Raw genomic sequence first — 12578 nt, 5'->3', positions numbered from 1 at the left:
ATTAATAAAACGTTTGAAGGCTCATATTGTTGCCAATTTATGTACTAGCGTTTTCTCTTTGAGCAAGCACCCGTAAACTACAAGTCCATAATGCTAAAGCTACAATAACCATTAAAGTTGCTCCCACTATAACGACCAATCGAATGGATAGTACCTCTGTTGCAACTCCAAACAAAGCCGTTACGATTATAATACATAGACTTTCTATCACTCCATATAAGCTTCCAACCCGCCCCATCATTTCAACTGGAATATACGTTTGATAAAATGTATAGAATGCCGTGTTCGCAAATGCCATAGAAAACGATATCAAGGCGCATCCGCAGGCTGCTATAAAAAATGTAGTCGAATTTGTAAATAACATATATCCTCCAGCTGTTAGCATGCTCCCCATGCCAAGGAGCCAAGGTGTAGGAATTTTTTCAACTATTATGGTGTTAAGAAGGGCACCGATAAGTACACCTCCACCAGCTATACTAACCAATAGTCCATACTCTCCCTCTGTTAGCCCTAGCTCTTTTAGTGAAAAAGCTGCTTCTAATGAATCTGTTGCCGTCATTAAAACGTTCATGAAACTAAAGAATAGATAAATACACATAATTCCTACTGCATGTCGACTAAAAGAAAATACCAAATGCCAATCCGCTTTAACCATATGGAAAAAGAACGTTTGAACCTTTTGTGTGGTAAAATCGTTTCTTTCTAAGTTTGGCACATACCACAGCAGGAATACCGAAATCAACAGCGCGACGCTGTTAATGTAAATAGCTAATGCTGGTGTACCAATCATCACTAATACACCCGCAACTGCCGGACCGGTAAAAAACGCTCCTGCATCCAAAAGGCTACGCATAGAGTTAAACCTCTTCCGCTTTTCTTCAGGTAAAAGTTTCGTCATATATGCCATTGATGTTGGCTCATATGCTGCACCTACGGCTGTTATAATTCCAACGAGTACATACATAGCTAAAATGGACGTTGACGAGGCTAACCACAAAATAAAAACAGTTTGCATAAGGTTTAATCCAATCATCAAATACTTTTTGTTTAAACGATCAATTAGACTCCCCGCCCATATATTGGTTAACATAGATGCTGCTGCTCTTACCATATAAAGACCAGAAACAGCTAGGGGTGAGTTCGTCACATCCAGAACAAGTAAATTCAGCGCAATGAAATAAATCCAGCTACCAATCCCCGATATGCCAATACTTGCTAAAAGTAACCCTCTCCCATATAATCCTGTCTTCTTCATTACTCTCTCCCCCTTTAGGGCATAAAAAAACTCGCCCCCAAGACAAAAATACTGTCTTGGGGGCGAGTTTTTATCGCGCTGCCACCCCAGTTTATTGACATGTCACCACATCAATCTCATCAGGTACAATCATACCTTAGCTCTGTAACAGGAGCACCCGTCATATCATCCCTTAAATGTTCCGATATGCCTCTCTGAGACTTGGTTCAACAAATTCACTTTGACCCGTTTTCAGCTACCGGGCTCTCTGTGCAAAGCTTATTTATTTACTCTTCTCTTCACCGTGTTTATTTTTTCTATATATTACCACAAACTATTAAAATATGTAAATAAAAAGAAAGAGCGAGACTTCTCTCTTTCTTTTTATTTATTCACAAGTGCGCTTTGTTTTAGCGTACGCTTTTGCCACACTATCGTAATACCGAGCGTTACAAGTAATAAAACCAGACCTAGTACAAACGGATACATAATTTGTACATCAAATAAAACGCCAGCAAGAGTTGGACCTAATACATTTCCGATACTCATATAAGCGTTGTTCATTCCCATAGCAAACCCTTGTTCATTACCGGCCATCTTCGAAATAAGCGTGTTTAAGACTGGACGAAGAATAGACGTTGCAAGGAAAATAATCAGCGAAATGACAAAGAATAAGCTATAGCTCCTTGTGAACAATGATAATAAAAACCCAAGTGCTGCCACGCCGATAAAAATGTTCAATACCGCAACTTCACCAAATGTGCGAACAATACGATCTACTAGAAACAACTGCACAATAACGCTAACAATTCCTGTTGCTGTAACCATTAAAGCAATTTGCTGCGGGGTAGCTCCAAACTGATTATCCAAAAATAGACCCAGCACTGACTCATACGCCATGAGCCCAAAGCTCATCACAAGAGTAATAACAAGCGGTATAAAATAAGGCATCTTAACAGAGCGTGCTAGTTTCAAAACCATAGACTCATTATCTTGAATAGCCGCTCGTGCTGCTGTAGCTTCTTCTGTTTCACTATTTTCTAATAACATCATTGAAAATAAAACAGCTACAAGAGATACAAGTGCTGAGACTAAAAACGGAACCTTCAAGCCAAAATCAGCTAAAAAGCCACCAATTCCAGGTCCAATTACAATCCCTAGTGACATAGCTGCTGAGACGAGACTGTTTCCTTTTGCACGCTGCTCCATCGTTGTAATATCTGCAACATATGCAAAGATTGCAGGAATAAGTAAAGCGGCACCCACTCCACCAATGACGCGCGATGCATAAAGCAACCAAATTGAATTGACTGCGTAAAAGATAAACATGGATAGCGTTAACCCAGCGAGTCCATATATAATCATTTTTCGTCGACCATATTGATCGGACCACTTTCCTGCAATTGGTGAAAAAATAAGCTGTGCACCTGCAAAAATAGCAATCATTAACCCTGCTGCAGTTCCTCCTTGATTAATTGACTGTAAATATGCAGGCAGGATTGGAATAATAATTCCAAAGCTTCCAACTGCAATAAACATATTAATCATTAAAATAATGATCTTTTTTCTTTGTTCTCCAGACATTCGAGCTGTCTCTCCTCCTATTGGAACACAAAAATAGCATGCTACATCAGTATACTTCATGTTCATTTTTTTCTACACGTAGTATAACTTATACTGCTAGACATGCTGTTGTCAATTAGATAATCTATTCTTTTTTTTCATATAATAAGCGGTAGCGTCGTTAAAAAACGAAGCGCTACCGCTTATGTATAATGGAATGTTGAAATCATGTCAATTTGCTTACTGTTTAATCTGTCTAATCTTTCTTTGAGACTGCTGAAACAAATAAACAAGGTAAGAATGTAATTCGAAGCGATCACCTTGAATGAAGTCACCAAACATTAACTTTTCCTGTTTTACCATTTCTGTTTCATCTCCTCTACTAGTTCAATTAACCATTAAATTTCCCAATCATTATGTTTATTTTATTAGCCATTCTTTTTCAATTAAATAATGTAATGAGAGTAATCATCTCTTCTGCTTTCATTATAAACGAAATCGCTTACAATGTAAAATAATGATATCAGAAAATTTAGAATAAACACAAAAAAGAGAACATAGTAACATGTCCCCTTTTTTCCATTTATTTAAACCAACCCTTTTCTTTAAAGCGCGTAATAGCTTCAATACGATTTTTCACTTCAAGCTTATCCAAAATTGTGGAGATATAGTTTCGTACGGTACCTGTTTTTAAAGACAGCTCTTCTGCAATTTCTTTTGTATTTTTGCCATCAGCTACAAGCTGAAGTACTTCTTTTTCGCGTTCCGTTAGCGGGTTTTCTTCCCCGTATACGTCATCCACAAGCTCAGGAGCATAAATGCGTCTCCCTTGCATAATACTGCGAATGGAGCTTGCTAGCTCTTCGCTTGGGCTATCCTTCAACAAGTAGCCGCTAACTTTTGCTTTTAACGCTCGTTGAAAATAACCAGAGCGTGCAAAAGTCGTTAAAATAATCACTTTGCAATCGAGGTCTTCCAGCTCTTCTGCTGCTTCTAACCCTGTTTTAAGAGGCATTTCAATATCCATGATGCAAATATCGGGATGATGCTGACGCGCAAGAGCTACTGCTTCTTCTCCATTCGATGCTTTCCCAACGACTTCCATATCATCTTCTAAGCTTAACAAAGACCCTAAAGCACCTAACAACATCCGCTGATCCTCAGCTATAACGATTCGAATCATCTCTCTTCCTCCTTTTCCACTTGCTTACGCACGCTCGGAACTTTCACAATTACTTTTGTTCCTTCATCTGATTGAATATCTAGCGTTCCATTGACAAACTCTAACCTTTCTCTCATACCAATAAGTCCGTTACCATGTTGCAAAGCATCTTTACTTGCAATGCCTTGTCCATTATCTTGAATGGTAATCATAATTTCATCTTTAGATTGTACAATATTGACTTCACAGTAAGAGGCTCTGCTATGCTTTACAACGTTTGTTACTGCTTCTTTTAAGCACATGCTTAAAATATTTTCCGTCAGCGGCGAAACGTTTGATAGAGCCAATTCATTATGAATAAATTCTATTTCAGCTACGCTAAGTATTTGTTCTACGCGTACTAGTTCTTCTTTTAATCGAATGCCCCTCATCTGAGACACTAGTTTACGAACTTCATTTAGTGCTGTTCTTGCGGTTTGCTGAACGTCTTTCAATTCTACTCTTGCCTGCTCTGGATCTTTATTAATCAGCTTACGTGCCAAGTCGCTTTTTAATCCAATTAGAGATAGCTTTTGTCCAAGCGTATCGTGAAGGTCACGAGCAATCCTCTGCCTTTCCTCCTGTTTGACCAGCTCTGAGATTCGCTTATTCGCATCTTCTAACTGCTCCTCTAAGCGCTCTCTTTTTTTACGGTTATAGATTGTAAAAGGGAAGATGATGACGCTCATATAAATGATAATCATAACCGGAAGTTGGCGAACAAACAGTTCTTCTTGAGCCACCATATTATAGTTTAGTGAAATTGCTGTACTCACTAAATGAATAATATAAAGCGTAATGAACGTAAGCCATTTTTGAACATTTCCTATGAAATAAGCGAGAAAAAAAGCAAAGTAAAAAGAAAAATAAACGTAGCTAAAAAGCGTCGTCATCGCGATGGATATACTAATGAGGAGGACCGTCCATACATAAATAGGCCAGCCTTTTGATATAAAAGCAAACCGGTAAAAAATAAAGAAGAGAATCGTTAACAAAATACCTAACAAAATGTCATTCATTGAAGAAGACTGAAAAACAAAATAAAAAGGCAGTAAGCTAAAAACTGTCCATATGTAAGGAGACATTCCCGTTATTTTTTGAAAGATCGTATCCTTTTTCTTCATGACGTAAAACCCTCTTTTACTTTCATAATTAATGCCATACGTGATTATCGTATCATAATCACATATGGCATTGGGTATTATTTTACATTTGCTCTAGAATATACAGCTACTCTTTTTTGTCGTTCTTCACGGCTAAATGTTTTTAAATGGTTAAAGCCAACAAATTTCTTTTGGTCTTCGTCCCATAAGTGAAAGCGTAGAGACTCTAAGCTAGTGCGAAGTGTAATTGTCGGTACGTTTTGAAGAGGCTCGGTATTATTATGAGCAGCTTCTAAGTTATAATTGGGAACACGAGGGCTCAAGTGATGAACATGATGATAGCCAATGTTACCCGTTAACCACTGTAGTACTTTTGGAAGTTTGTAAAAAGAGCTTCCTTCAACTGCTGCCTGTACGTACTCCCACTCTTCATCTGCTTCAAAATAAGAGTCTTCAAACTGATGCTGTACGTAAAATAACCAAACGCCCAGTGAACCTGAAATTAAGAAAATCGGACCTTGAACCATTAAGAATGACTGCCATCCTAGTGTGAAACATCCAACTGTCACAATAAGCGCAATCGCAATGTTTGTAACATACGTATTGATACGCTCAGCTCGCTTAGCTCCTTTACGATTAAAACGATTTGTAATCAAGAACACATAGATAGGACCTATCACAAACATCACAAATGGATTGCGGTATAAACGATAAGCAATGCGACGTGAGCGAGGTGCTTCCAAGTATTCGTCTACTGTTAAAATCCACAGGTCACCGATTCCACGCTTATCTAAATTTCCGCTCGTAGCATGGTGGATGGAATGGCTGTGTGCCCATTGGTTGTATGGGAACAAAGTTAATACTCCTGTAATGGTACCGAGAATTTTGTTGTAGCGTCGATTTTTAAAGAAAGAGTTGTGGCAGCAATCATGGAAAATGATAAAAATTCGAACTAAAAAGCCAGCGGCAACCACTCCGATTGCTAAGGTTAATACATATGAAATCGCTAAGCTTTGATAAGCAAGAAACCATAAAGCAAAAAACGGAACAATAGTATTAATCAGTTGAACGATACTGCTTTTCTCATTTGGCTTTTCATAAGGTGCCATTGATTGTCTCAACATTTTTTGTTTTTGTTTTTGTTTAATCATTTGGATTTCCCTTTCACATTCATAATTTATTTAAAATTATAAATATAAAAAGAAACCATGTGTAGTAGTACATGTCACATGACAAATATGACAAATGTCATATCGACGCTCAAAAACCCTTTCATATCATTATCATCCGTTGTGTTGGTATATTCTTTTATTGCTTGTCTATAAATCCACCAATCTCTCTTGAAGCTTGATGTTTCCTGTGTTTTATTCTTAACATCTTTTAATCATGTGAGCATTTTGTGATTGTTTGATTAAACCCGTATGAGCATTTTCATCCACCGTCATACCTTCAAGTTACTCGTGTTTAGTACACTTCCGCCTACTTCTATTAATCTTTTGTGTAAGATAGAATGTTTAAAACATCATTATCCACACTGCAAATTATATGACGAACGCATTGTGCAACTAAATTTTATTAGTTCAAGGAGTTTTCTATAATTATTAAGAACAGGACTATGAATTCTTTTTAGCAATGCTCAACTCTATTTTAAGAGACTTTAAAATAGGTTCGAAGCAAGGACAAGCATACAAAAGTTTTTTGAAACAATGAATATATATATAAAGAAAGGAGGTAATCAATATGAGTTACCATAAAGCAAAAAAATTCTCTGCCACTCAATATGGTAATTTGTGCTGTAAACAAGAGAATGCAACTAAGGTTTTATCAACAGGAGTGTTAGTAAGAAACCGGTCCACTCATTCATCTGTAGTTAATGTTGTAAATTTAAGCGAAATACCAGAGAAGTTTATAATTGAAGTTTGGGATTGGAGTTCTTATCATACCCCCAAAAAATTGTCTGTAAAAATCGGTCAAATTTCCTCCGCTACATTCCCTTATACTCTTGCTCCAAACAATCTAGCTGTATTCTTCACATTTCTCGCACCAGAATATGTAACCTTCTATGAAGTTCGTATCTATTATTCTGGAAGCAAGAAAGTTATTTTCAATGCATATGGAAGAACAGGATCTTCTGAGAGTTTAGAAGGTGAAACAATTCTTCAACATGAATTTACAGAGCTTAATTAGATAGAGCAAAATCAAAATTGATAGTCTTGGTTTGTATGGAAAGTGAATATTATTTAGATTTGCACTACTATTTAGTTCCCTGCCCCAATAACATTAAAACCTTCAAGTTCTACACGCACTACATCTGATTCACTGCTACCTGTGATATTTCTTACGAAAACAGTGTAAATCAGGAAACCATCACCTTTTGGCACATTATAATCTGAACCTGTAAATGTAAATGCTTCTGAGATACCCTCATATGCAGTTGTTAATGTTTTTCTACCAGAACATACTATTGAATCAGTTGCATTAACCCCCCCCCCAACAACTATTTTCAAAAATAAAACCTTTCATCATTAAAGCTATACAAAGTTTTTCAAATCGATATATCCCAGTAGTACAAGCATAATAGTTTAGCAGGAATATAAATATAGTAGATTTCTTAGAAAGGAGGTGAAATATTGTCTGCTTATTATAAAAAAAGTCGTTGTTCTTGTTCTTATTGTTGTTCTTATTGTTGTTCTTATTGTTGTTCTTATCTTTGCTGCTGTGTAATTAAAGGTCCACGGGGGTTCCCAGGACCTCAAGGACCTCCAGGGCCTCAAGGACCTCCGGGTGAAAATTCTTTAACCACTTATGGTGATGCTGGAACAATAGGTGGTGCTATTCCTGTTTCTAATCAAGATTTACCATTAACCACCATGTTTGTTTCTTCAAATACTACCTTGGTAGCAAACCGAATAGTTATTCCTACATCAGGTATTTACGAAGTAGAATATACAACCAATGTCCAACTATACGAAAGAGGATCAGCAATCATATTAGAAATAGCAGTAAATGGAGGGTTTATAGTTAACCAATCTAGAACTCGAGCTGCAAATTACACATTTTTCTCCCCAGAAAGCCCCTCTCTCATTGAAATGGTTATGAGTCGATCCGTATTACTCAATCTAGCTGCTGGTGATCAACTTTCAATTGCTGTTTCATCGGTTGAAGGTTCCGTACAATTACTTGAACCTAATCTAAAGGTTATTAAAATAGATGACTAGTAAGTTTTATCTATTCTAATAAACTTAGTTAGCATAACGTTCCTGTTAGAAATTAAAAGACCGTTGGTTGGAATATACCAAGGGTCTTTTATATAACTCACGTTGATTATCCTTTTAGTTTTCCCCATGCTCTTACCAAGCATTTGAACCACTCACTCTTGCTCCTCCTTTAAGGTCTGATACCTCATAAGCATCTAACGCATACCAGATTGCTGAAAATGTATGAGGGTCTATTGTAAAGTCATCTTCAATGATTTCTCCTTGCTTGTTCACTTTGTATGTTAGGTCTTGTAGTTCATCGATTACATTCACACAAGCATCTGAACAAATGATTTTCTTGAAACGCTTGACCTTCTTTGTGCATTGCAACCTAGATCCTTGAAACTTCTTAGCTAACTCCATTCGAAAACCTTGCTGTTTAAAAAACTTGATAACCTTGGATTCGGCTGAGTCTGCCTTTATCCCCTCTTCAGAGTATTGCTACATGATGCTTTCGTACAAATCTCAGTTTAAGTAAATATCACCATGTACATCGGTAATTGTTTTTTCTGCCCCCCTTTGCATTCAATCGTCGTGTGTTCATCTACCCTCATTCCCTCATTTTAATCCCTACAGGAAGTTAAACAACAACTCCCCCACACAATAGCAACGTTTGCGAAACTATCACTTATAAGTGTTTATATACATTGTTTATTTAACAACATTTCTGTGCGGTTATTGCTAATTACCCCCACCCCGAATTCCTTGCATATTATTACTAACTGCTTAATCCACTTACTCTTGCTTGTTTCTTGAATAAAATCAAAACAACATTCACAAAGTAGTGGTCAAAAAAAAAGCCCGCAAGCCTTCTACATAAAGACTTCTGCGGACACTCATTGACAAATATTCTCTTCTACATTCAACTAACCTTTTAAATCGAAATGGCACTTGGCTGGCGTTTGTCATACGTAAAGACATAGCGGAATCCGCATTCTTTCGCAAGCGCTATTGCTTCGGAAATATGGTCGCCAACCGTTTCAACTTTATGAGAGTCAGAACCTACCGTTAGCAGTTCTCCTCCAAGCTCTTTATATAATTTTAATACCGCTTGAGAAGGTAGCGGTTCACCTAAGCTGCTTCGCATTCCTGAGGTGTTAATTTCAATGCCGATATTGCGCTCAATTGCTTTTGTTAAAATTTCTGTTAGCTGCGGCTTAAACTGGTCAAAATCATAATTTCCGTGCACTTTTATTGCATAGCGCTTCATTAAATCAATATGAGCAAGCACATCGATATCAGCATGCTTCACTAGATTGTAGAGTTCTTCAAAATAACCACCGTATACTTCTTCTACTGTTTTATGTTGTAAATATAAGCGGAGCTTTTTGTCATTGATGTTATGAACAGATCCTAGGATAAAATCTAATTGAAGCGGCTCTAATACCTTTTGATACTCACTTTTTAATAAATGCGGCTCACAAATTTCAATCCCTGCTTTGATAACTAACTTTCCGTCAAACTGCGCACGACACTCTTCAATATCTTCTATATAATGTTTTAAATTAATATGTCCATATGTAGGAGCAAGTGGATTAAGTGAGTAATGTTCTGTAAAGCAAATTTCGTTAATATTACGATGGATAGCTTCTGTGCATACCTCGTTCATAACCGCTTTTGAATCGAATGAATGATTCGTATGATGATGATAGTCCACAATGTACATGTTTCGTTCCTCCCATTCTTCTCCTGAAATCGTATCTTAGCAAAGCTTTCTACTTCTTACAATACTACCCGTTATATAGCTACCTTAACTATTCAAACTAGACAATGAAATGGAAATTTATAAATTCTTTTACATTTAACTATTTTTATATTAAACTATTTTCTGTAAAAGTTGAATGCATGCAAATTTATTTTCTTAAGACAAAATTGGAGTGGTAGTATGAGTTCATCCTTGTTGCAGCTAAACACAATTTTTATCAGTATCCTAATTGAAGCCCTTCCTTTTGTGTTATTGGGTGTATTTATTTCTGGAATTATTCAAATGTTTATTACAGAAGAAATGATGGCAAAAGCCATACCAAAAAATAAAGTAGGCGCTGTTTTTTTAGCAACTTTTATAGGCGCTTTATTTCCAGCTTGTGAATGTGGAATTGTACCTATTACAAGGCGATTAATGGCAAAAGGCGTACCGCTATACGCTGCTATTCCCTTTATGTTTACAGGTCCTATCATTAACCCAGTTGTTTTGTTTTCTACATATGTAGCGTTTGGAAATGACTGGGCCGTTGTATGGGAACGTAGCTCTGTAGCGCTCGTCGTAGCAATTTCAGTTGGCATGCTGTTGACGTTTCAGTTTAAAACAGATCAAACAAAACATAGCGTGTGCGTTAACGTTCAGAAAAAGACATTTGGCCAAAAGCTAGTAGGGACTATCCAGCATTCTATCGATGAGTTTTTTTCAGTCGGTAAATATTTAATCATTGGAGCGCTTATTGCAGCAAGTATGCAAACGTTTATGAAAACATCCATCCTGTTAGATCTTGGGCAGCAGGATTGGTCAGCTCATTTCGTAATGATGGGACTAGCCTACCTTTTATCCCTTTGTTCGTCAGCCGATGCGTTTATTGGAGCATCCTTTCAAAGCACATTTCAAGATAGCGCCATCGTTGCCTTTTTAGTTTTTGGACCAATGTTTGATATTAAAAATACGTTAATGATGTTGAGTCAATTTAAAGCCAAATTTGTGGGCATTTTATTTATTTATACCTTTATAGCTGTCTTTGTTTTTTCAATGCTACTGGTCAGATAAGGAGGAAGCGCGATGATTCGAATTTTAATTTTGATTGGCTTTACGTTTGTCTTCATGCATCTGCATGCTACAGGAGATATTTCAAAGTACATTAATATGAAATATGCATGGATTTCATACAGTACAATTTTTCTCCTATGGTTTATTACCATTGCTGCTTTTATTTTTTATATGAAAGGCGATGAGCATGACCATAATCATGAAGATGGCTGTGATTGCCACAGTCATTCACACGCTCCGCGCAAGCGAGATAAATTCCTTTATCTCATCTATATCGTACCTATTATCACTGCTTTATTTTTACCAATTTCCAAATTAGATTCTAAAATTGTTGAAGCGAAGGGGTTCAATTTTCCAATCTACGAAAAAAATAGCCCCTATGATCAGCACCAATTCCTAGAGCCCGATACAAGTAGCTTTTACGGAGAGGAAGCTTATGACAAAATGATACGCAAAGATTTGAAGCAGTTTGGAAAGAGTGAAAAGCTTAATTTAGAAGATACTGAGTTTTTAAACGCAATGGAAACCATTTATAATTACCCTGGTGAATTTACGGGTAAAACCATTCGCTTAAAAGGATTTTTATACCATAATGATGAGCTGCCAAAAAATCAATATTTTCTTTTTCGCTTTGGAATTATTCATTGCATTGCTGACTCTGGAGCCTTCGGAATGCTTATTGAATTTCCAGATGACGTATCGTTTCAAAATGATGATTGGGTAACAGTAACAGGTAAAATTGATACGATGTATTATCAGCCGTTTAAAAAAACATTACCAATGATTAAAGTCACGAACGTTAAGAAAGAACAGGAACCTGATGATCCTTACGTTTATCGAAACAATCAATGATAAAAAAATCACGTAACGTTTTCTATGTTACGTGATTTTTTCTTATCGACTTTTTTGCTGAGCTTCGAGCAGCTGCGTGTATAAGTGCTGTACTGCAGTTGAAATGGAGTCATCATATCCCACATGATCATAATAGACAGCAATATTTTTTAACATTTCATACGTTTGTGGATCTAAGTTCACTTCAAGCGTAACCTTCTTTGAATCAAAATGATTTGGCACTTCTGGCTCTTCTGCATCTAAGGACGCATGTTCAGCAATTTGAATAGCTTGTTCAACATTTTCAATTTTCCCATACTGCTGCACCCACTTGCGCCCCATAAAAACAGTGTCCTGAACAAATTGCCGATTAGTAGGCGTATCTTTAATATTAAACTGATGATTGTTCACATATACAGATTGATATAAGATGACGCTAATCACTTCATCTTTTAATTTTAGCTTTCTTAATTCATCAATTAAGTCCGCCACATACTTTGGAAGCGGACAAAACGTTCCCCTTACTTCTTTTATTAAATCCATTGCAATTGACTCTGTTGAATTGCGCTTAAACGCTTTTATAATGTCAACCATTGCCGACTCGTTTGTCATACCTACACCACCATTATGGTTA

The 12578-nt window shown here is 36.7% G+C and carries 12 protein-coding genes, 1 pseudogene and 1 other annotated feature; of the genes and pseudogenes, 4 read left to right on the top strand and 9 right to left on the bottom strand.

The annotated features are described in order from the left end of the window. Positions 1–37 precede the first annotated feature (37 nt). The 5 genes from NIZ91_07660 to NIZ91_07640 all read right to left on the bottom strand — a co-directional run bounded on the left by NIZ91_07660 (position 38) and on the right by NIZ91_07640 (position 6252). The gene (locus NIZ91_07660) at positions 38–1255 is read right to left on the bottom strand and encodes an MFS transporter (GenBank protein USY56521.1); all 1218 of its coding nucleotides are present in this window, start codon (positions 1253–1255) and stop codon (positions 38–40) included. Positions 1256–1310: 55 nt separating this feature from the next. Next, positions 1311–1546 (bottom strand) — a binding site (T-box leader). Between the two features lie 72 nt (positions 1547–1618). Beyond that, positions 1619–2818 (bottom strand): MFS transporter, encoded by a 1200-nt coding sequence (locus NIZ91_07655; protein ID USY56520.1) that lies wholly within the window; start codon positions 2816–2818, stop codon positions 1619–1621. 562 nt (positions 2819–3380) lie between these two features. Further along, entirely contained in the window at positions 3381–3980 is a 600-nt protein-coding gene (locus NIZ91_07650; GenBank protein ID USY56519.1) for a response regulator transcription factor, read from the bottom strand. Then, on the bottom strand, positions 3977–5122 hold the full coding sequence (locus tag NIZ91_07645; GenBank protein USY56518.1) for a sensor histidine kinase: 1146 nt from the start codon (positions 5120–5122) through the stop codon (positions 3977–3979). Before NIZ91_07645 ends, NIZ91_07650 begins: the two co-directional genes overlap by 4 nt. A gap of 77 nt (positions 5123–5199) precedes the next feature. After that, a complete protein-coding gene (locus NIZ91_07640) occupies positions 5200–6252 on the bottom strand; it encodes a fatty acid desaturase (GenBank protein USY56517.1) in 1053 nt (350 codons plus the stop codon). A gap of 589 nt (positions 6253–6841) precedes the next feature. Here NIZ91_07640 and NIZ91_07635 point away from each other — a divergent pair. Next, the gene (locus tag NIZ91_07635; GenBank protein ID USY56516.1) at positions 6842–7288 is read left to right on the top strand and encodes a hypothetical protein; all 447 of its coding nucleotides are present in this window, start codon (positions 6842–6844) and stop codon (positions 7286–7288) included. 71 nt (positions 7289–7359) lie between these two features. On the opposite strand, the gene NIZ91_07630 is transcribed toward NIZ91_07635, so the two are convergent. Next, on the bottom strand, positions 7360–7608 hold the full coding sequence (locus tag NIZ91_07630) for a hypothetical protein (GenBank protein USY56515.1): 249 nt from the start codon (positions 7606–7608) through the stop codon (positions 7360–7362). A 123-nt stretch (positions 7609–7731) separates the two neighbouring features. Between NIZ91_07630 and NIZ91_07625 the strand changes: the two genes are divergently transcribed. Next, positions 7732–8319 carry a hypothetical protein gene (locus tag NIZ91_07625; protein USY56514.1) on the top strand — a complete coding sequence of 196 codons (588 nt, stop codon included), beginning with the start codon at positions 7732–7734 and terminating at the stop codon, positions 8317–8319. 132 nt (positions 8320–8451) lie between these two features. On the opposite strand, the pseudogene NIZ91_07620 reads toward NIZ91_07625, so the two are convergent. Next, positions 8452–8793 (bottom strand): annotated as a pseudogene (locus tag NIZ91_07620) (terminase large subunit). 439 nt (positions 8794–9232) lie between these two features. After that, positions 9233–10024 carry a histidinol-phosphatase HisJ family protein gene (locus NIZ91_07615; GenBank protein ID USY56513.1) on the bottom strand — a complete coding sequence of 264 codons (792 nt, stop codon included), beginning with the start codon at positions 10022–10024 and terminating at the stop codon, positions 9233–9235. Positions 10025–10243: 219 nt separating this feature from the next. Between NIZ91_07615 and NIZ91_07610 the strand changes: the two genes are divergently transcribed. Next, positions 10244–11113, top strand: a complete 870-nt coding sequence (locus tag NIZ91_07610) for a permease (protein USY56512.1) — start codon at positions 10244–10246, stop codon at positions 11111–11113. A gap of 12 nt (positions 11114–11125) precedes the next feature. Next, complete coding sequence (locus NIZ91_07605; GenBank protein ID USY56511.1) at positions 11126–11965, top strand: TIGR03943 family protein; 840 nt, start codon at positions 11126–11128, stop codon at positions 11963–11965. 42 nt (positions 11966–12007) lie between these two features. Here the strand turns inward: NIZ91_07605 and NIZ91_07600 are convergent, their stop codons facing one another. Further along, positions 12008–12556 (bottom strand): hypothetical protein, encoded by a 549-nt coding sequence (locus tag NIZ91_07600; GenBank protein USY56510.1) that lies wholly within the window; start codon positions 12554–12556, stop codon positions 12008–12010. Positions 12557–12578 lie beyond the last annotated feature (22 nt).

Source organism: Bacillus sp. 1780r2a1 (assembly GCA_024134725.1).
In the GTDB taxonomy this organism is placed as follows: Bacteria; Bacillota; Bacilli; order Bacillales; family Bacillaceae_H; genus Priestia; species Priestia aryabhattai_A.
Note: the sequence above shows the minus strand (reverse complement) of the source record. Positions and strands in the feature narration are given on the sequence as shown.

Coding starts and splice junctions, on each gene's coding strand:
- NIZ91_07660 (USY56521.1), bottom strand. CDS start 1,255: ATGAAGAAGACAGGATTATATGGGAGAGGGTTACTTTTAGCAAGTATT.
- NIZ91_07655 (USY56520.1), bottom strand. CDS start 2,818: ATGTCTGGAGAACAAAGAAAAAAGATCATTATTTTAATGATTAATATG.
- NIZ91_07650 (USY56519.1), bottom strand. CDS start 3,980: ATGATTCGAATCGTTATAGCTGAGGATCAGCGGATGTTGTTAGGTGCT.
- NIZ91_07645 (USY56518.1), bottom strand. CDS start 5,122: ATGAAGAAAAAGGATACGATCTTTCAAAAAATAACGGGAATGTCTCCT.
- NIZ91_07640 (USY56517.1), bottom strand. CDS start 6,252: ATGATTAAACAAAAACAAAAACAAAAAATGTTGAGACAATCAATGGCA.
- NIZ91_07635 (USY56516.1), top strand. CDS start 6,842: ATGAGTTACCATAAAGCAAAAAAATTCTCTGCCACTCAATATGGTAAT.
- NIZ91_07615 (USY56513.1), bottom strand. CDS start 10,024: ATGTACATTGTGGACTATCATCATCATACGAATCATTCATTCGATTCA.
- NIZ91_07610 (USY56512.1), top strand. CDS start 10,244: ATGAGTTCATCCTTGTTGCAGCTAAACACAATTTTTATCAGTATCCTA.
- NIZ91_07605 (USY56511.1), top strand. CDS start 11,126: ATGATTCGAATTTTAATTTTGATTGGCTTTACGTTTGTCTTCATGCAT.
- NIZ91_07600 (USY56510.1), bottom strand. CDS start 12,556: ATGACAAACGAGTCGGCAATGGTTGACATTATAAAAGCGTTTAAGCGC.